General features: G+C 54.7%; 15 protein-coding genes and 7 pseudogenes. 10 read left to right on the plus strand and 12 right to left on the minus strand.

Going from position 1 to position 18,285, the window contains the following annotated elements; genetic code table 11:
- Position 1: 1 nt before the first annotated feature.
- Positions 2-562: a recombinase family protein gene (locus P3L40_RS24990; RefSeq protein ID WP_001161490.1), complete on the minus strand. Its 561-nt coding sequence runs from the start codon at positions 560-562 to the stop codon at positions 2-4.
- 309 nt (positions 563-871) lie between these two features.
- Between P3L40_RS24990 and P3L40_RS24995 the strand changes: the two are divergent.
- Positions 872-1,408, plus strand: a pseudogene (locus P3L40_RS24995) (PAS domain-containing protein); the annotation flags it as partial.
- Between the two features lie 67 nt (positions 1,409-1,475).
- Here the strand turns inward: P3L40_RS24995 and P3L40_RS25000 are convergent.
- From P3L40_RS25000 to dfrA12, 6 genes and pseudogenes are all read right to left on the minus strand, one after another.
- Positions 1,476-2,573 (minus strand): annotated as a pseudogene (locus P3L40_RS25000) (TonB-dependent receptor domain-containing protein); the annotation flags it as partial.
- A 56-nt stretch (positions 2,574-2,629) separates the two neighbouring features.
- Positions 2,630-3,597 (minus strand): annotated as a pseudogene (locus P3L40_RS25005) (IS5-like element IS903B family transposase).
- 31 nt (positions 3,598-3,628) lie between these two features.
- A pseudogene (locus P3L40_RS25010) lies at positions 3,629-3,745 on the minus strand (SMR family transporter); the annotation flags it as partial.
- A 116-nt stretch (positions 3,746-3,861) separates the two neighbouring features.
- Positions 3,862-4,700, minus strand: a pseudogene (locus P3L40_RS25015) (AadA family aminoglycoside 3''-O-nucleotidyltransferase).
- A 5-nt stretch (positions 4,701-4,705) separates the two neighbouring features.
- A complete protein-coding gene (locus P3L40_RS25020; RefSeq protein ID WP_001336345.1) occupies positions 4,706-4,996 on the minus strand; it encodes a DUF1010 domain-containing protein in 291 nt (96 codons plus the stop codon).
- A gap of 111 nt (positions 4,997-5,107) precedes the next feature.
- Complete coding sequence (gene dfrA12, locus P3L40_RS25025) at positions 5,108-5,605, minus strand: trimethoprim-resistant dihydrofolate reductase DfrA12 (RefSeq protein ID WP_001083725.1); 498 nt, start codon at positions 5,603-5,605, stop codon at positions 5,108-5,110.
- Positions 5,606-5,749: 144 nt separating this feature from the next.
- Between dfrA12 and intI1 the strand changes: the two are divergent.
- Positions 5,750-6,762, plus strand: a pseudogene (intI1, locus tag P3L40_RS25030) (class 1 integron integrase IntI1).
- Between the two features lie 274 nt (positions 6,763-7,036).
- Here the strand turns inward: intI1 and P3L40_RS25035 are convergent.
- Positions 7,037-7,741 (minus strand): IS6-like element IS26 family transposase, encoded by a 705-nt coding sequence (locus P3L40_RS25035; protein WP_001067855.1) that lies wholly within the window; start codon positions 7,739-7,741, stop codon positions 7,037-7,039.
- 217 nt (positions 7,742-7,958) lie between these two features.
- Between P3L40_RS25035 and aac(3)-IId the strand changes: the two genes are divergently transcribed.
- Both aac(3)-IId and P3L40_RS25045 read left to right on the plus strand, forming a co-directional pair.
- The gene (gene aac(3)-IId / locus P3L40_RS25040; protein ID WP_000557454.1) at positions 7,959-8,819 is read left to right on the plus strand and encodes an aminoglycoside N-acetyltransferase AAC(3)-IId; all 861 of its coding nucleotides are present in this window, start codon (positions 7,959-7,961) and stop codon (positions 8,817-8,819) included.
- A 12-nt stretch (positions 8,820-8,831) separates the two neighbouring features.
- Complete coding sequence (locus P3L40_RS25045; RefSeq protein WP_000587837.1) at positions 8,832-9,374, plus strand: AAA family ATPase; 543 nt, start codon at positions 8,832-8,834, stop codon at positions 9,372-9,374.
- A gap of 481 nt (positions 9,375-9,855) precedes the next feature.
- Here P3L40_RS25045 and P3L40_RS25050 read toward each other — a convergent pair whose 3' ends face one another.
- Positions 9,856-10,047: a hypothetical protein gene (locus P3L40_RS25050; RefSeq protein WP_000951934.1), complete on the minus strand. Its 192-nt coding sequence runs from the start codon at positions 10,045-10,047 to the stop codon at positions 9,856-9,858.
- A 23-nt stretch (positions 10,048-10,070) separates the two neighbouring features.
- Between P3L40_RS25050 and P3L40_RS25055 the strand changes: the two genes are divergently transcribed.
- The 5 genes and pseudogenes from P3L40_RS25055 to P3L40_RS25075 all read left to right on the plus strand — a co-directional run.
- Positions 10,071-10,298 (plus strand): hypothetical protein, encoded by a 228-nt coding sequence (locus P3L40_RS25055; RefSeq protein ID WP_000248278.1) that lies wholly within the window; start codon positions 10,071-10,073, stop codon positions 10,296-10,298.
- 50 nt (positions 10,299-10,348) lie between these two features.
- Positions 10,349-11,485: a DUF3883 domain-containing protein gene (locus tag P3L40_RS25060; RefSeq protein WP_000080861.1), complete on the plus strand. Its 1,137-nt coding sequence runs from the start codon at positions 10,349-10,351 to the stop codon at positions 11,483-11,485.
- Positions 11,486-11,599: 114 nt separating this feature from the next.
- The gene (locus P3L40_RS25065; RefSeq protein WP_000971921.1) at positions 11,600-12,970 is read left to right on the plus strand and encodes an IS1182-like element ISCfr1 family transposase; all 1,371 of its coding nucleotides are present in this window, start codon (positions 11,600-11,602) and stop codon (positions 12,968-12,970) included.
- 820 nt (positions 12,971-13,790) lie between these two features.
- Complete coding sequence (locus P3L40_RS25070; protein ID WP_000027057.1) at positions 13,791-14,651, plus strand: broad-spectrum class A beta-lactamase TEM-1; 861 nt, start codon at positions 13,791-13,793, stop codon at positions 14,649-14,651.
- A gap of 134 nt (positions 14,652-14,785) precedes the next feature.
- A pseudogene (locus P3L40_RS25075) lies at positions 14,786-14,959 on the plus strand (transposase zinc-binding domain-containing protein); the annotation flags it as partial.
- A 106-nt stretch (positions 14,960-15,065) separates the two neighbouring features.
- On the opposite strand, the gene P3L40_RS25080 reads toward P3L40_RS25075, so the two are convergent.
- The 3 genes from P3L40_RS25080 to sul2 are packed head-to-tail and all read right to left on the minus strand — an operon-like array spanning position 15,066 to position 17,581.
- On the minus strand, positions 15,066-15,902 hold the full coding sequence (locus P3L40_RS25080) for an aminoglycoside O-phosphotransferase APH(6)-Id (protein ID WP_000480968.1): 837 nt from the start codon (positions 15,900-15,902) through the stop codon (positions 15,066-15,068).
- Positions 15,902-16,705, minus strand: a complete 804-nt coding sequence (gene aph(3'')-Ib / locus P3L40_RS25085; protein ID WP_001082319.1) for an aminoglycoside O-phosphotransferase APH(3'')-Ib — start codon at positions 16,703-16,705, stop codon at positions 15,902-15,904. Before aph(3'')-Ib ends, P3L40_RS25080 begins: the two co-directional genes overlap by 1 nt.
- Before the next feature lie 60 nt (positions 16,706-16,765).
- On the minus strand, positions 16,766-17,581 hold the full coding sequence (sul2, locus tag P3L40_RS25090) for a sulfonamide-resistant dihydropteroate synthase Sul2 (protein WP_001043260.1): 816 nt from the start codon (positions 17,579-17,581) through the stop codon (positions 16,766-16,768).
- A 306-nt stretch (positions 17,582-17,887) separates the two neighbouring features.
- Between sul2 and P3L40_RS25095 the strand changes: the two genes are divergently transcribed.
- Positions 17,888-18,199, plus strand: coding sequence for a hypothetical protein (locus tag P3L40_RS25095; RefSeq protein WP_000338945.1), 312 nt, complete (start codon positions 17,888-17,890; stop codon positions 18,197-18,199).
- Positions 18,200-18,285: the final 86 nt, after the last annotated feature.

Raw genomic sequence — 18,285 nt, forward strand, 5'->3', positions numbered from 1 at the left:
GTCAGTCGTCCGTGCGGAGGTACTGGTAGAGGGTTTCCCGGCTGATGTTGAACTCGCGGGCAAGCTGCGCCTTGGGCTCGCCGGCCGTCGCTCGCTGCCGCAGGGTAGCAGCCTGCTCATCGGACAGGGCTTTCTTGCGGCCCCGGTACGCGCCACGCTGCTTGGCCAAGGCGATGCCCTCACGCTGCCGCTCGCGGATCAGGGCGCGCTCGAACTCAGCGAAGGCCCCCATCACCGACAGCATCAGGTTGGCCATCGGCGAGTCCTCGCCAGTGAACACCAGGCCCTCCTTCAGGAACTCGATGCGCACGCCGCGCTGAGTCAGCTTCTGTACCAAGCGACGCAGGTCATCGAGGTTGCGGGCCAGCCGATCCATGCTGTGCACCACCACTGTATCGCCTTCGCGGACGAAGCTCAGCAGCGCTTCGAGCTGGGGGCGCTGGGTGTCCTTGCCCGATGCCTTGTCGGTGAACACCTTGCTCACCTGGGTTTGTTCCAGCTGGCGTTCCGGGTTCTGGTCAAAGCTGCTGACCCGGACGTAGCCGATGCGGTGCCCCTGCACGATGTCTCCTTGGTTGAAGGCGGCTTAAGTGCACTTTCTGTTCCGTTGTGCCTCAAAGCCCATTTCTGTCAGGCTGAAATCTATAACCTTCGCGGGCATGTGTCAAAAAATGGGAAAGCAGACTCTATTCTGACGAAGCGGCGCGGCCCTGCCTGACATCAAGTTAGGGTATAGCCTAGATTGACATGCGCGATGCAACCCTTAACTTGCTTGCACCTATCGTTTCCATGCTAGCTTTATCGTAACGCTCAAGAAATTGGGCTTAATGCCGAAAACAATAAAATAAAACAGCCAACCCTTGAGGTTCTTATGCGCCAGAATTTACCAGTGACGGGTCGAAACTTAGAACTCCCAAAAGATGCCAATATTCTTTCGACTACCTCCCCTCAAAGCCATATCACGTACGTTAATCCTGACTTCATTAAAATCAGTGGTTTCACTGAGGAAGAACTATTAGGCCAGCCTCACAACATCGTAAGACACCCAGATATGCCGCCTGCTGCATTTGAGCATATGTGGAGTACATTAAAATCTGGCCGCTCATGGATGGGGCTAGTAAAAAATCGCTGTAAAAATGGCGACCACTATTGGGTAAGTGCTTATGTAACGCCAATAGCTAAGAATGGTTCGATTGTTGAATACCAGTCTGTAAGGACCAAGCCTGAACCTGAGCAGGTTTTGGCTGCGGAAAAATTATATGCTCAATTGAGAAGCGGGAAGGCCGCGAGGCCGAAATTGGCTGCTAGCTTTTCCGTGAAAATACTCTTGCTCATATGGGGTAGTATTATATCAAGCGCAATGGCTGCCGGCATGCTTACTGATACATCAATAAGCAGCTTATTGTTACCAGGAATCAACGCCTTTACCCGCTGCCGGAGCCTCACCTCAATAGCACTCTCCGGCAGCCGTATTGTTACAGCGAATCAAACTGATAGCTGACCGATAGCCCAACGCCATAGTTACGGCCCGGCGCCGGTTCATAATAGCGTCCGTTGCTCTCGTTGACGATAACAGAGCCGACGTAGCGCTTATCAAACAGGTTATCAACGCGCGTATAGAGGTCGACGGTCCAGTTATCTAGCACATATTTATAGCCGGTATTCAGTGCCGTCACCGTATAGGCTGGAGCCTGCTCGCTATTGGCATCGTTGACCTGAATATCGCTCATATAGCGGACTTCAGCGCCAGCGTACCATCCCTCTTCCGGCACCCAGCCAAAGGAGGCATAGGCGCTATTACGTGCAATCCCCGGGATCCGATTGCCGCTCTGAATAGCATCGCCGGCGTTTTCACGGTAGGTCGCATCCAGCAGCGTCCACGCCAGTTTGGCGCGCCAGGCGGGCGCAAATTGCTGATCCCATCCCAGTTCGACCCCGCGGCGGCGCGTCTTGCCCGCGTTCTGATAGGACGTACGGCCATTGTCGCTGGCGGCAACGACAATTTCATTTTTCGTGTCCGTATTGAAGACGCTCAGGCTCGCCATCCCGGTGCCCACCTGCCATTTACTGCCTGCTTCAACGGTGGTGTTAGTGGCCGGTTGCAGAGCAAAGTTAAGCCCGGACTGACCATCGGGACGATAGGACAGCTCGTTAATGGTCGGCGTTTCAAATCCCCTCCCGGCAGAGAGGTAAACGTTCCACTGCGGCGTCATGGCATACTTCAGCGCTGCCGCCGGAAGCCACTTGTGATAGCTCGCTTCGCCGCTATCATCACCATTTTTACCTACAACATAACGATCGTTGGAATCAAACCATACCGAGCTATAGCGCGCCCCGGCGTCCAGCCCCAGGGCTGAGGTGAGCTGCCAGTGCGTTTGAATGTAGGGATCGAGGTTCCACATCAGGTTACGTTCGTTACGTCGCATATCACCTTTGGTGCCGAGATCGTAAACGCCGTTCTGATAAACAAAGTTCTCATAGCCTTTGCGCTGTTCGGTCATCGCCTCGTAATCAAGGCCGGTGGTGATGGCGTAAGGGATAAAACCGCTGTCATCGTGGTGTGTCCAGCGCGTGGCTTTGTTGAATAAATCAGATTTCGGGTAAGTCTCCCCCGTAGCGGGTTGTGTTTTCAGGCAATACGCACGCTTTCAGGCATACCTGCTTTCGTCATTTTGTTCAGCGCTCGTACCAGGGCCATAGCCTCCGCAACCTGACCATCGTAGTCACGCAGCGTCAGTGAACCCCCGAACAGCTGTTTTACCCGGTACATCGCCGTTTCCGCTATCGAGCGACGGTTGTAATCTGTTGTCCATTTCCACCGCGCATTACTCCCGGTCATTCGCTGATTAGCCACTGCACGGTTACGGTCTGCATATTCACCGGGCCAGTAACCCGCACCTTTTCGGGGCGGGATAAGCGCGCTGATTTTCTTACGCCGCAGTTCATCGTGACAGAGCCGGGTATCGTAAGCTCCATCGGCGGCGGCTGACCTGATTTTCCGGTGGGTTTGCCGGATTAACCCGGGGAAGGCCTCTGAGTCCGTAACGTTGTTCAGCGACAGGTCAGCGCAGATGATTTCATGTGTTTTACTGTCAACTGCCAGATGCAGCTTACGCCATATACGACGGCGTTCCTGGCCATGCTTTTTGACTTTCCACTCGCCTTCACCGAAGACCTTCAGCCCGGTGGAATCAATTACCAGGTGTGCGATTTCACCCGGGTGGGCGTTTTGAAACTGATATTAACCGACTTTGCCCGCCTGCTGACACAGCTGTAATCCGGGCAGCGTAGCGGAACGTTCATCAGAGAAAAAATGGAATCAATAAAGCCCTGCGCAGCGCGCAGGGTCAGCCTGAATACGCGTTTAATGACCAGCACAGTCGTGATGGCAAGGTCAGAATAGCGCTGAGGTCTGCCTCGTGAAGAAGGTGTTGCTGACTCATACCAGGCCTGAATAGCTTCATCATCCAGCCAGAAAGTTATGGAGCCACGGTTGATGAGGGCTTTATTGTAGGTGGGCCAGTTGGTGATTTTGAACTTTTGCTTTGCCACGGAACGGTCTGCGTTGTCGGGAAGATACGTGATCTGATCCTTCAACTCAGCAAAAGTTCGATTTATTCAACAAAACCCCGATTATGACAACGGCGGAAGGGGCAAGCTTAGTAAAGCCCTCGCTAGATTTTAATGCGGATGTTGCGATTACTTCGCCAACTATTGCGATAACAAGAAAAAGCCAGCCTTTCATGATATATCTCCCAATTTGTGTAGGGCTTATTATGCACGCTTAAAAATAATAAAAGCAAACTTGACCTGATAGTTTGGCTGTGAGCAATTATGTGCTTAGTGCATCTAACGCCGGAGTTAAGCCGCCGCGCGTAGCGCGGTCGGCTTGAACGAATTGTTAGACATCATTTACCAACTGACTTGATGATCTCGCCTTTCACAAAGCGAATAAATTCTTCCAAGTGATCTGCGCGTGAGGCCAAGTGATCTTCTTTTTGTCCCAGATAAGCTTGCTTAGCTTCAAGTAAGACGGGCTGATACTGGGCAGGTAGGCGTTTTATTGCCCAGTCGGCAGCGACATCCTTCGGCGCGATTTTGCCGGTTATTGCGCTGTACCAAATGCGGGACAACGTAAGCACTACATTTCGCTCATCGCCGGCCCAGTCGGGCTGCGAGTTCCATAGCTTCAAGGTTTCCCTCAGCGCCTCGAATAGATCCTGTTCAGGAACCGGGTCAAAGAATTCCTCCGCTGCCGGACCTACCAAGGCAACGCTATGTTCTCTTGCTTTTGTAAGCAGGATAGCTAGATCAATGTCGATCATGGCTGGCTCGAAGATACCCGCAAGAATGTCATTGCGCTGCCATTCTCCAAATTGCAGCTCGCGCTTAGCCGGATAACGCCACGGGATGATGTCGTCATGCACGACAAGGGTGACTTCTATAGCGCGGAGCGTCTCGCTCTCGCCAGGGAAAGCCGAAGCCTCCATAAGATCATTGAGCAATGCTCGCCGCGTCGTTTCATCAAGCTTTACGGCCACAGTAACCAACAAATCAATATCGCTGTATGGCTTCAGGCCGCCATCCACTGCGGAGCCGTACAAATGCACGGCCAGCAACGTTGATTCCAGATGGCGCTCAATGACGCTTAGCACCTCTGATAGTTGGTTCGAAATTTCGATGGTCACCGCTTCCCTCATGATGTCTAACGGGCGAGGTAAGCCGACCGCAGAATGCGGGTCGGCTTGACCGAAATGTTAGAACCAGAAGCCAAAACGGATAACTTGAATTTGGCGACGGGCGCTAACCGTGAAAAAACGCTGCGCCACCGAGGCGGCACAGCACTGCAAAAACGATAGCTGCTTGCGCTTGCTACGCAAGGGCTAGAGGCCAAAAAGACTGAAAACCTGCGCAGCCCATGCAGGCGAAGCCCGGAAAAAAGGCAAAACAGGCACTGAATAACGCCTGAAAAGCTAAATGCCGTTTGAATAAACATGAGCTAAATAAAGCTGGGTTTCAGTGGTGCTAACGTTGGACGTAACGAGAGCCGGAGCGCAGCGGAGGGAACCAAAATGCGCAGCATTTTGGCGTCCCGTTGACGGAATGGTTAGCCGTTTCGACGCGCATAAACGGAGTGGGTGTACGGAATTACAGCTTGAATGGTTTCGGTTGAGACAAGCTCGAATTCTGTTTCGTTGAGCATTGGGAAGAAGGCGTCACCCTCGAAGGTTTGATGTACCTCAGATAGAAACACGCCGTGGGCGTGAGGTAGTGCCAGAGTGTATATCTCAGCTCCGCCCGCGACGTAGAGTTCATTGCCGAGTTCGGATGCCAAAGCGATAGCGTGCGACAGCGTTGAAACAACTACGCAGCCAGTGGCGCGGTAGTTAGCTTGGCGTGAGATTACCAATGTGTGACGGTTCGGTAGAGGCTTGCCGATAGACTCAAAGGTCTTTCGCCCCATGACAACGACTTTTCCCTCAGTGAGTCTGCGAAAAATCTTCTGCTCACCCGGAATTTTCCAGGGGATATTAGGACCATTGCCAATAACCCGATTGGCTCCCATCGCAGCAACGAGATAAATGCGTACTGATTCCGAGTTCATATGGCTAACTTTGTTTTAGGGCGACTGCCCTGCTGCGTAACATCGTTGCTGCTCCATAACATCAAACATCGACCCACGGCGTAACGCGCTTGCTGCTTGGATGCCCGAGGCATAGACTGTACAAAAAAACAGTCATAACAAGCCATGAAAACCGCCACTGCGCCGTTACCACCGCTGCGTTCGGTCAAGGTTCTGGACCAGTTGCGTGAGCGCATACGCTACTTGCATTACAGCTTACCAACCGAACAGGCTTATGTCCACTGGGTTCGTGCCTTCATCCGTTTCCACGGTGTGCGTCACCCGGCAACCTTGGGCAGCAGCGAAGTCGAGGCATTTCTGTCCTGGCTGGCGAACGAGCGCAAGGTTTCGGTCTCCACGCATCGTCAGGCATTGGCGGCCTTGCTGTTCTTCTACGGCAAGGTGCTGTGCACGGATCTGCCCTGGCTTCAGGAGATCGGAAGACCTCGGCCGTCGCGGCGCTTGCCGGTGGTGCTGACCCCGGATGAAGTGGTTCGCATCCTCGGTTTTCTGGAAGGCGAGCATCGTTTGTTCGCCCAGCTTCTGTATGGAACGGGCATGCGGATCAGTGAGGGTTTGCAACTGCGGGTCAAGGATCTGGATTTCGATCACGGCACGATCATCGTGCGGGAGGGCAAGGGCTCCAAGGATCGGGCCTTGATGTTACCCGAGAGCTTGGCACCCAGCCTGCGCGAGCAGCTGTCGCGTGCACGGGCATGGTGGCTGAAGGACCAGGCCGAGGGCCGCAGCGGCGTTGCGCTTCCCGACGCCCTTGAGCGGAAGTATCCGCGCGCCGGCATTCCTGGCCGTGGTTCTGGGTTTTTGCGCAGCACACGCATTCGACCGATCCACGGAGCGGTGTCGTGCGTCGCCATCACATGTATGACCAGACCTTTCAGCGCGCCTTCAAACGTGCCGTAGAACAAGCAGGCATCACGAAGCCCGCCACACCGCACACCCTCCGCCACTCGTTCGCGACGGCCTTGCTCCGCAGCGGTTACGACATTCGAACCGTGCAGGATCTGCTCGGCCATTCCGACGTCTCTACGACGATGATTTACACGCATGTGCTGAAAGTTGGCGGTGCCGGAGTGCGCTCACCGCTTGATGCGCTGCCGCCCCTCACTAGTGAGAGGTAGGGCAGCGCAAGTCAATCCTGGCGGATTCACTACCCCTGCGCGAAGGCCATCGGTGCCGCATCGAACGGCCGGTTGCGGAAAGTCCTCCCTGCGTCCGCTGATGGCCGGCAGCAGCCCGTCGTTGCCTGATGGATCCAACCCCTCCGCTGCTATAGTGCAGTCGGCTTCTGACGTTCAGTGCAGCCGTCTTCTGAAAACGACAATGGAGGTGGTAGCCGAGGGGGCACTGTTGCAAAGTTAGCGATGAGGCAGCCTTTTGTCTTATTCAAAGGCCTTACATTTCAAAAACTCTGCTTACCAGGCGCATTTCGCCCAGGGGATCACCATAATAAAATGCTGAGGCCTGGCCTTTGCGTAGTGCACGCATCACCTCAATACCTTTGATGGTGGCGTAAGCCGTCTTCATGGATTTAAATCCCAGCGTGGCGCCGATTATCCGTTTCAGTTTGCCATGATCGCATTCAATCACGTTGTTCCGGTACTTAATCTGTCGGTGTTCAACGTCAGACGGGCACCGGCCTTCGCGTTTGAGCAGAGCAAGCGCGCGACCATAGGCGGGCGCTTTATCCGTGTTGATGAATCGCGGGATCTGCCACTTCTTCACGTTGTTGAGGATTTTACCCAGAAACCGGTATGCAGCTTTGCTGTTACGACGGGAGGAGAGATAAAAATCGACAGTGCGGCCCCGGCTGTCGACGGCCCGGTACAGATACGCCCAGCGGCCATTGACCTTCACGTAGGTTTCATCCATGTGCCACGGGCAAAGATCGGAAGGGTTACGCCAGTACCAGCGCAGCCGTTTTTCCATTTCAGGCGCATAACGCTGAACCCAGCGGTAAATCGTGGAGTGATCGACATTCACTCCGCGTTCAGCCAGCATCTCCTGCAGCTCACGGTAACTGATGCCGTATTTGCAGTACCAGCGTACGGCCCACAGAATGATGTCACGCTGAAAATGCCGGCCTTTGAATGGGTTCATGTGCAGCTCCATCAGCAAAAGGGGATGATAAGTTTATCACCACCGACTATTTGCAACAGTGCCCTTTAGATTGATTTAAAACTTCATTTTTAATTTAAAAGGATCTAGGTGAAGATCCTTTTTGATAATCTCATGACCAAAATCCCTTAACGTGAGTTTTCGTTCCACTGAGCGTCAGACCCCGTATAGTGTTTTGCAGTTTAGAGGAGATATCGCGATGCATACGCGGAAGGCAATAACGGAGGCGCTTCAAAAACTCGGAGTCCAAACCGGTGACCTCTTGATGGTGCATGCCTCACTTAAAGCGATTGGTCCGGTCGAAGGAGGAGCGGAGACGGTCGTTGCCGCGTTACGCTCCGCGGTTGGGCCGACTGGCACTGTGATGGGATACGCGTCGTGGGACCGATCACCCTACGAGGAGACTCTGAATGGCGCTCGGCTGGATGACGAAGCCCGCCGTACCTGGCTGCCGTTCGATCCCGCAACAGCCGGGACTTACCGTGGGTTCGGCCTGCTGAATCAATTTCTGGTTCAAGCCCCCGGCGCGCGGCGCAGCGCGCACCCCGATGCATCGATGGTCGCGGTTGGTCCGCTGGCTGAAACGCTGACGGAGCCTCACGAACTCGGTCACGCCTTGGGGGAAGGATCGCCCGTCGAGCGGTTCGTTCGCCTTGGCGGGAAGGCCCTGCTGTTGGGTGCGCCGCTAAACTCCGTTACCGCATTGCACTACGCCGAGGCGGTTGCCGATATCCCCAACAAACGGTGGGTGACGTATGAGATGCCGATGCTTGGAAGAGACGGTGAAGTCGCCTGGAAAACGGCATCGGATTACGATTCAAACGGCATTCTCGATTGCTTTGCTATCGAAGGAAAGCCGGATGCGGTTGAAACTATAGCAAATGCTTACGTGAAGCTCGGTCGCCATCGAGAAGGTGTCGTGGGCTTTGCTCAGTGCTACCTGTTCGACGCGCAGGACATCGTGACGTTCGGCGTCACCTATCTTGAGAAGCATTTCGGAACCACTCCGATCGTGCCTCCGCACGAGGCCGTCGAGCGCTCTTGCGAGCCTTCAGGTTAGAGGCCGTCGACAATGATAATCTGGATCAACGGACCTTTCGGCGCCGGAAAGACGACGCTCGCTAAGCGGCTGCGCGATCGGCGTTCCAAATCGCTGATCTTTGACCCCGAGGAAATCGGGTTCGTGGTGAAAGAAACGGTCCCCATGCCAGCGAGCGGAGACTATCAGGATCTCCCCTTGTGGAGGGGACTTACGATCGCGGCGGTCAGGGAGATTCGAAGGAATTACTCGCAGGACATCATCATCCCAATGACGCTCGTGCACCCGGACTATCTGACTGAGATACTCGACGGGGTAAGGCGGATCGACGATCAGCTGCTGCACATCTTTCTGACGCTCAACGAGGACCTATTGCGTCACCGGATCGCGAACCAGACCATGCATCCTGACCCGAATCGAAATGCGGAGATTCGAGAGTGGCGATTAGCGAATGTCGCCCGATGCTTGGCCGCAAGGGAACGGCTTCCATGCACAACCCGTGTTCTCGATAGTGGTGCACACACCAGCGATGAACTCGCAGCGATGGTGCTCGACGGAATCGATGGGCGCACCTGATCGCCTTCGACGCCTGCGCAAAGCGTAGCGCGAGGGTGGCGGGCTCACGACCAAACGCCCAGAGGTCGATCATCGCAGGGATGTTTGGCTTTGTGGTGCGGACGACGGGACTCGAACCCGTACTCTCACAGAGAAGCAGATTTTCGTACCACCTCGACTTTCGCCGCCGTCTGATGACGTTCGTGGTCTGGACTGTCCCTTCGCCATTGCCCGAAGGCTTTAGGCGCCGCCCGTCCAGTCTCTACACCTTCCCCCGAAGGGGCTTGGCTCGGGATTGGCTTAGGGTATTGCCCGTTAGCGTTCCCCGACTTTGAGCGGTTCTACTCCGCGGATTTCCCCGCGGGCACTCCAATTTTAAAGTCTGCTGCGTCTACCGATTTCGCCACGTCCGCCTTTTTTCGCCGTTCCTAGCGCTCGTGCGATGCACCTATGTTGCACCTAGCGCCGAATCGTTCTTCGTCATCCTGAAAAACCACGTCTCCTAAAGCCTTGCATAGCTTATCTTTTCTCCACCACGAACTTTTTTGTGGGATGGTAGAAAAAAAGACTTTTTAAGTCCGCTGGCTTGCCAGGCCTTGTTAGCTTGTACGGTCATGGTTATCGGGTAAAGAATATTGACGGCATCGCTGGTGTCGGTGGCTGAAAAGCCGGCTCCCATCAGGGCAATAGCCATTTCAGATGCAGGCGTACAGGGCAATGGTCAACAGCTACAGCCTGTCTGACGATTCCGGCGTCATGGCTGCGGCGGCTATCACGCATTTTTTGTTCGGTCAGGCGGTGTTTTCGTACCTCAATGGTTGGAGCGTGTTGATCGGACCTGGTACAGGTTTGGACAGCACGGGCTGCAAATACGCAAGGGATTTAATGGGCCTGGTGGCGTTCACGGCTTTTATCGTGACGTTTCTGTTCAGGGGCTACTCATAATCTCGTGGCTCGGCGGTTCCCGGCACACCATGACAGTAAGGAAGGACCCTGTGTCTCAACTCTCCCAGCTTCGAAGCCCCGCCGCCGTGCAGGCTGCCATCGATGAGTTCGTGCAACTGGGCCGCACGAAATTCCTGGCGCGCCACGGCTACGGCAAGTCCCGCGACTTCCTGGTACGTGATCCGAAGACCGGCACCGATTGCGATTCCAAGGCCATCGCCGGTGTGGCCTTCGGCAAGCAATTTCCCGAGCAGGGCCCGCTCACTGCTGACAGCTTCTCCGGTGGCGAGACGACCGTCGTTCCGGCGCTGACGCGGCTCGGGTTTCGCATCATTCGCATCGGCGAAGACTGGTCCGAAGAAGAGGTCCTGGCCACGGTCGAAGACTATTTCGACATGCTGCGTGCCGAGGCGGCTGGGGAGCCGTACCACAAGTCCGAGCACAACCAGGCACTGCGCCAACTGCTGAACGGTCGCAGCAAGTCTTCAGTCGAGCTCAAGCACCAGAACATTAGCGCCGTACTCGATGCCCTGGGCCTGCCCTATATCAACGGCTACAAGCCACGCGGCAACAGCCAACTGCTGCTGCGTAAATCCGTACACGCCTACGTTCTGGAACATCAGCAGACGGTCGGCGCTCTTGTCGATGCCCTGGAGGAGGTAAAACTTCCGGGTGACAAAACCTACCGAGCGGCTTTGGTAGAACCACCCGCCCGTGAAGTGCTTGTGCGTACCCCGGCATCTCTACGGCAACGCCTACCGCGAAAGTTCGATTATGCCGCTCGCGATGAAGCCAACCGCAAGCTGGGCCGGGCAGGGGAGCAGTGGGTGATTGGCTACGAACAGCAACGCCTGACCGAGCTCGGCCACCCAGAGCTTTTTCAGCGGCTGGATTGGGTGTCCGACACCCAGGGAGACGGTGCGGGGTTCGACATCCTGTCGTTCGAAGAGGACGCCCATGAGCGCTTCATCGAGGTGAAAACCACCAATGGCGGGGTAGGCTCGTCTTTCTTGGTCAGCCACAACGAACTCGAATTCTCCAAGGAGGCGGGCGATCAATTCCATCTGTATCGCGTGTTCCAGTTTCGGGACGGTCCGCGCCTGTTCACGCTACCCGGCGACCTCAGCCAACATGTGCATCTCAAGCCGACGGACTACCGGGCGAGTTTCCGGAGTTTGGTGGGGTAAAGGCAGGGTTCTGTTGAGCCGAATGGCTGTGTGCGGCCGATTCTGTTGAAAAAGTAGCGGCCTCCCCATGCCGTTGGCAAAATTGCTTTGTCAGCGAGCGTGGGGGCGAACAGCATGATGGGACAGTTACCGGGAGGACAGCAGCGCCTGTTCTACTCGTTCAATCTGGAAGATCACGTCCCGGCCCAACATCTCCTGCGCAGCATCGACCAGTGCTTGGATCTCAGTGATCTACGTGCCTACCTGGCAGATTTCTATAGCCCCATCGGGCGTCCCTCGATTGACCCGGAGTTGATGGTGCGCATGCTGGTCGTCGGCTACTGCTATGGCATTCGTTCCGAGCGGCGATTGTGCGAAGAGGTGCACCTGAACCTGGCCTATCGCTGGTTCTGCCGGTTGGGTCTGGAAGACGAAGTCCCCAATCACTCGACCTTCTCGAAGAATCGCCATGGGCGTTTTCGTGACAGCGATCTATTCCGCTGGTTATTCAATGAGGTGCTGCGGCGCTGCATGGCAGCCGGCCTAGTCAAGGGTGAAGGTTTCGCCGTCGACGCCAGCATCATTAAGGCGGATGCCAGCCGGCAACGTGGGGTGGCGGGAGATGAGGTCGATTGGAACGATCCAAAGCTCAGCAGCCGCGCAGTGCGCGAGTACCTCGAAGCCCTTGATGAAGAGGCGCTGGCTGAGGCTCTTCCCAAGAAAATTTCGCTCACTGATCCTCAGTCCCGTTGGACAGCAGCGCCAGGTGGCCCGGCCTTTTTTGCCTACTCCACGAATTACCTGATCGACACTGAGCACGGTGTGATCATGGACGTGGAAGCTACCCCGGCGCACCGTACCGCCGAAGTCGATTCGACTAGGACGATGGTCGAGCGTGTCGAGGCGCAGTTCGATCTCACACCGGAACGCCTTATCGGCGATACCGCTTATGGCACCGCCCCGATGCTGGCCTGGATGGTCGAAGAAAAGGACATCGAACCGCATGTGCCGGTGTGGGACAAGACCGAGCGCAAGGACGACAGCCTCTCCAGTAACGACTTTCACTGGAGTCAGGACGCCAATGAATATCGCTGCCCAGCCGGCAAACCGCTACGCAGTGAATGGCGCGCCTTCACCCAGCAAAGGTCGCGGGTAACTAAGGCCAAAACCGTCATTTACCGCTCCAGCCAAACCGACTGCGCCACCTGCCCGTTGAAAGCGAAATGCTGCCCCAACACGCCGAATCGGAAGATCGTCCGCAGCATCCATGAGGCTGCCCGCGACGTGGCTCGACGCATCGCCAAGACACCGGAGTACCTCGTCTCTCGCTGCGAACGAAAGAAGGTGGAGATGCTTTTCGCCCACCTCAAACGGATCATGAAACTCGACCGTTTACGACTGCGTGGCCTAACGGGTGCCACTGACGAATTCACCTTGGCTGCGATGGTGCAGAACCTGCGCCGCATGGCCAAGCTTTTGCCTCAAGGGCCACCGCTGACGGGATAGGTATGCCTGCTACGAGCAGAAACCCTCAAATTAACCCTTAAACCTGAGCAAGGACGCTCAGTGAAACGCCGGAAGGCAACTTGAAGTGGCTTGCAGCCACTTCGACAGCAGGCACACCTGATCGGCAGGCTGCCGCTAAAGCTACTTTTTCAACAGAATCGGCCGATTTGTGCCGGTCGTCAAGGACCGCTTCGGATCACTCTCAACCGGATCGCGGGCCAGCTGATTTGCTAAAACCCGCGCCAAACTCAACGAAGGATTTCGCATGATCCGTTTTTTTTGGCGATCACGCTCGGCCTGATGGTTGGCTGCTCGTCGAGTTCAAGTTCGATCTGATCAGTGAGCGGTAGCGCAAGTGGATCGCCTCAGCCAAGCAGCGTTGTTGCCGGCGGCCGGAAGAAAGCCTTGAACTAGTAGCGGAAAGGATGAAACTTTATTTTTACGATTCTCAGCATTTTCCAAGGTTGAGCGAAAATTAGGATGATACTTTAATGATTCCGGCCTCCATCCCCACAAAACGCTTGCAGATGGCAGAATTGAAATAAGTCATTGTTTTAAATGGATTTTTGCAGGAATTGCTACGTTGCAGGGTCCTGTAGTTAGGATGACACTTTATTTTCCTCCCACAGGCCTCGTGATACGCCTATTTTTATAGGTTAATGTCATGATAATAATGGTTTCTTAGACGTCAGGTGGCACTTTTCGGGGAAATGTGCGCGGAACCCCTATTTGTTTATTTTTCTAAATACATTCAAATATGTATCCGCTCATGAGACAATAACCCTGGTAAATGCTTCAATAATATTGAAAAAGGAAGAGTATGAGTATTCAACATTTTCGTGTCGCCCTTATTCCCTTTTTTGCGGCATTTTGCCTTCCTGTTTTTGCTCACCCAGAAACGCTGGTGAAAGTAAAAGATGCTGAAGATCAGTTGGGTGCACGAGTGGGTTACATCGAACTGGATCTCAACAGCGGTAAGATCCTTGAGAGTTTTCGCCCCGAAGAACGTTTTCCAATGATGAGCACTTTTAAAGTTCTGCTATGTGGTGCGGTATTATCCCGTGTTGACGCCGGGCAAGAGCAACTCGGTCGCCGCATACACTATTCTCAGAATGACTTGGTTGAGTACTCACCAGTCACAGAAAAGCATCTTACGGATGGCATGACAGTAAGAGAATTATGCAGTGCTGCCATAACCATGAGTGATAACACTGCTGCCAACTTACTTCTGACAACGATCGGAGGACCGAAGGAGCTAACCGCTTTTTTGCACAACATGGGGGATCATGTAACTCGCCTTGATCGTTGGGAACCGGAGCTGAATGAAGCCATACCAAACGACGAGCGTGACACCACGATGCCTGCAGCAATGGCAACAACGTTGCGCAAACTATTAACTGGCGAACTACTTACTCTAGCTTCCCGGCAACAATTAATAGACTGGATGGAGGCGGATAAAGTTGCAGGACCACTTCTGCGCTCGGCCCTTCCGGCTGGCTGGTTTATTGCTGATAAATCTGGAGCCGGTGAGCGTGGGTCTCGCGGTATCATTGCAGCACTGGGGCCAGATGGTAAGCCCTCCCGTATCGTAGTTATCTACACGACGGGGAGTCAGGCAACTATGGATGAACGAAATAGACAGATCGCTGAGATAGGTGCCTCACTGATTAAGCATTGGTAACTGTCAGACCAAGTTTACTCATATATACTTTAGATTGATTTAAAACTTCATTTTTAATTTAAAAGGATCTAGGTGAAGATCCTTTTTGATAATCTCATGACCAAAATCCCTTAACGTGAGTTTTCGTTCCACTGAGCGTCAGACCCCAGCACCTGGTCGCTTTCAGCTGTAAGCGTCGCGGTTTCTGCCCGAGCTGTGGGGCGCGGCGGATGGCCGAAAGTGCCGCCTTGCTGGTTGATGAAGTACTGCCTGAACAACCCATGCGTCAGTGGGTGTTGAGCTTCCCGTTTCAGCTGCGTTTCCTGTTTGGGGTCGTTTGCGGGAAGGGGCGGAATCCTACGCTAAGGCTTTGGCCAGCGATATTCTCCGGTGAGATTGATGTGTTCCCAGGGGATAGGAGAAGTCGCTTGATATCTAGTATGACGTCTGTCGCACCTGCTTGATCGCGGCCGCGATAGCTAGATCGCGTTGCTCCTCTTCTCCATCCGCGTTCCAAGCTGCGGAAAGGCACCCATAAGCGTACGCCTGGTCGAGCAGGCGACGCGGATCGACGTCCAGCGCACGAGAGAATGCGTCCGCCATCTGTGCAATGCGTCTAGGATCGAGACAAAGGTCGTCTCTGTCAGCCGGATCGTAGAACATATTGGCGGCGCCAAAGCCCACTTCACCGACCAGACCGACGGGATCTATCACCAGCCAGCCGCGACTGGAGAACATGATGTTTTCATGATGCAGATCGCCATGTAGCCCACGCAGTTCCGAGGCATTGCTCATCATTTGATCGGCTATAATCGCCGCGTGGACGTAGTCAGTTTGACAACCTGCGTTTTGATCATCGCGCGCCCGCTGAAACAAAGCTGCAAAGCGATCCCGGATCGGGAGAAGGGCAGAAGGCAGGGGTTCCTCAGATGCGGCATACAGCTTCGCCATTAGTTCCGCTGCAATTTCGGTCGCCTGGTAGTCGCCGTGCTCGGCAACGATGTGAGAGAGCATTCGCTCCCCGGCATATTCGAGCAACATCAGATTGTTCTCACGACCGAGCAACCGGACTGCTCCCCTCCCATTGCGCCATACCAGATAGTCGGCCCCGCGCAGTTCATCAGCAATGTCTTCTATAGGTTTCAATCCCTTGACGATTGCAGGAGTCCCGTCTGGCAATGAAACTTTCCAAACGAGGCTGGAAAAGGTGTCCGCAATGAGAACAGGTTGCGAAACGTGCCAATGAGCAGGAAAAACAGGCGGCATGAACATCAACCCCAAGTCAGAGGGTCCAATCGCAGATAGAAGGCAAGGCGTTCGCGGTCGGGGGCTTCGATCCCCAATACATTGAATAGGACAGCGAAGGCGCGCTCTGCTTCATCTGGCGCTGCCCAGTTCTCTTCGGCGTTAGCAATCATGAGTGCCAAATCGGCATAGCGATCTGCTGTTCCGAGCCGCCCAAGGTCGATCAGACCCGTGCATTGAAGAGTTTTAGGGTCCACCATGAAGTTCGGCATGCAGGGATCACCATGGCAAACAACCATATCGGTGCGCTCTTGGTCGAGCCGCACCGGTAGCTCTCGTTCGACACGAGCCAAAAGATCGAGCTGCGGCGTACTCTTGTCCTCGTCCGGTAAGAAGTCGGGATTGACGGCATTGCGGGACACCACATCAACGGCGCGTCCGAACATTCGCGACAGCCTGCGCTCAAACGGACATTGATCAACCGATAGGCTGTGAACAGCGCCAAGTTGCTGCCCCATTGACGGCCACGCTTTGAGCAAATCCGCTCCAGACAGATCAGCCGCCGGTACTCCCGGAATTGCCGTTATCACCAAGCATGCACCCTCCTGTTCCTCCTGCCAGTTGATGACCTCGGGGCAAGCCACACCTCGACCTTTGAGCCAAATGAGGCGGTCACGCTCTCCAGCGAGCTCACCGCGGCGGGAAGCAGGTGCGATTTTCGCGAAGGCATGCCCGTCACCACGTCGAAAAACAAAATCACCAGATTCTCCGCCTCTGACAGGCAACCAGTCAGAATGCGATTCACCAAAAAAAATATTAGTTCGATTCAATGGAGGTTCCTTCAGTTTTCTGATGAAGCGCGAATATAGAGAAATATCCCGAATGTGCAGTTAACGAATTCTTGCGGTTTCTTTCAGCGCCGCCAATACCGCCAGCCCGTCGCGCAAGGGGCGCGGCTCGTGTGTGCGGATGAAGTCAGCTCCACCTGCGGCGGCGGCAAGCTCTGCAGCGAGTGTCGCGGCCCCGACATCCCCCGGACCACGGCCTGTGAGCGCGCGCAGAAAGGATTTGCGCGAAACAGACAGAAGCACCGGCAAATCGAAGCGCAGCCGCAATTCATCGAACCGCGCCAGCACCGAGAGCGAGGTTTCGGGAGCAGCCCCCAGAAAAAACCCCATGCCGGGATCAAGGACAAGGCGGTTGCGTTTGATACCGGCACCCGTCAGCGCCGCGATGCGCGCGTCAAAGAACGCCGCAATGTGATCCATGATGTCGCCAGCGGGTGCCTCGCGCCGATCTGCCTGCCCGTCTTGCACCGAATGCATAACGACGAGTTTGGCAGATGATTTCGCCAATTGCGGATAGAACGCAGCGTCTGGAAAACCGCGAATATCATTGAGATAGGCCACACCACGCGACAAGGCATAGGCTTGCGTCGCGGGTTGATAACTGTCGAGCGAGACGGGAATGCCATCTGCCTTGAGCGCGTCCAGCACCGGCGCGATACGCGCGATTTCTGTGTCGGACGAAACAGGCGCGGCGTCGGGATTGCTGGATGCCGGACCGAGGTCGATCACATCTGCCCCCTCGGCCATCAGCTTACGCGCCTGCGCAATGGCTGCGTCTGGCGCCAGATACCGGCCTCCATCGGAGAAACTGTCCGAGGTTATGTTGACGATGCCGAAAATGATGAGCGATTTATTCATGGGGGCTTCTATAATAATAATAATCGAGCATGAGTCTCATACGGATGCTCGGGTCGAAAGGGAATCCCCAGGCGAGTAACCTGTTTGCGGTGATCCATTAGCTGCAGGAGCAGAATAGCATACATCTGGAAGCAAAGCCAGGAAAGCGGCCTATGGAGCTGTGCGGCAGCGCTCAGTAGGCAATTTTTCAAAATATTGTTAAGCCTTTTCTGAGCATGGTATTTTTCATGGTATTACCAATTAGCAGGAAAATAAGCCATTGAATATAAAAGATAAAAATGTCTTGTTTACAATAGAGTGGGATAAATGGACGCTAAAGAACTGAACCACATGATAGCTGAGGCCTACAGCCGGGATTTGCAAAAGCCTGAGCTGGTATCGTTCAAAGAGGTGAGTCGCTGGGGGCGTAAGTACGGTTTCCCCGTCGTATGCACTCTGGCCGATGAAAGTGAAGAAAAGCAGATCCACTGGGCTGCCAGTTTGCTCATTCAAGTAGCCGGTACTTGGCCGCGAGAAGATATGCCGGAATTGCTCACACCGGAACGGGGCTCCGCGCTGTTCAACGATGCGATGCAGTTATTGGCGAATGGGCTTGGAGCAGCAAATCAATTGCGCTGACAGCACAAACCTTGTCAATAAGCGGCCTTCATGGCCGTTTTTTTGTTTAAAGTTTGTTTTAACAGAACCATAATTAGATATTGCAG

The sequence above is a fragment of the Providencia sp. PROV040 genome (assembly GCF_032706145.1).
Lineage (GTDB): Bacteria > Pseudomonadota > Gammaproteobacteria > Enterobacterales > Enterobacteriaceae > Providencia > Providencia hangzhouensis.

Excerpts from the sequence above, each read along its gene's own strand:
- P3L40_RS25020 (WP_001336345.1), bottom strand. The coding sequence starts at position 4,996 with ATGTTTATTCAAACGGCATTTAGCTTTTCAGGCGTTATTCAGTGCCTG.
- dfrA12 (WP_001083725.1), bottom strand. The coding sequence starts at position 5,605 with ATGAACTCGGAATCAGTACGCATTTATCTCGTTGCTGCGATGGGAGCC.
- P3L40_RS25035 (WP_001067855.1), bottom strand. The coding sequence starts at position 7,741 with ATGAACCCATTCAAAGGCCGGCATTTTCAGCGTGACATCATTCTGTGG.
- P3L40_RS25045 (WP_000587837.1), top strand. The coding sequence starts at position 8,832 with ATGATAATCTGGATCAACGGACCTTTCGGCGCCGGAAAGACGACGCTC.
- P3L40_RS25050 (WP_000951934.1), bottom strand. The coding sequence starts at position 10,047 with ATGGCTATTGCCCTGATGGGAGCCGGCTTTTCAGCCACCGACACCAGC.
- P3L40_RS25055 (WP_000248278.1), top strand. The coding sequence starts at position 10,071 with ATGGTCAACAGCTACAGCCTGTCTGACGATTCCGGCGTCATGGCTGCG.
- P3L40_RS25065 (WP_000971921.1), top strand. The coding sequence starts at position 11,600 with ATGATGGGACAGTTACCGGGAGGACAGCAGCGCCTGTTCTACTCGTTC.
- P3L40_RS25070 (WP_000027057.1), top strand. The coding sequence starts at position 13,791 with ATGAGTATTCAACATTTTCGTGTCGCCCTTATTCCCTTTTTTGCGGCA.
- P3L40_RS25080 (WP_000480968.1), bottom strand. The coding sequence starts at position 15,902 with ATGTTCATGCCGCCTGTTTTTCCTGCTCATTGGCACGTTTCGCAACCT.
- sul2 (WP_001043260.1), bottom strand. The coding sequence starts at position 17,581 with ATGAATAAATCGCTCATCATTTTCGGCATCGTCAACATAACCTCGGAC.
- P3L40_RS25095 (WP_000338945.1), top strand. The coding sequence starts at position 17,888 with ATGGACGCTAAAGAACTGAACCACATGATAGCTGAGGCCTACAGCCGG.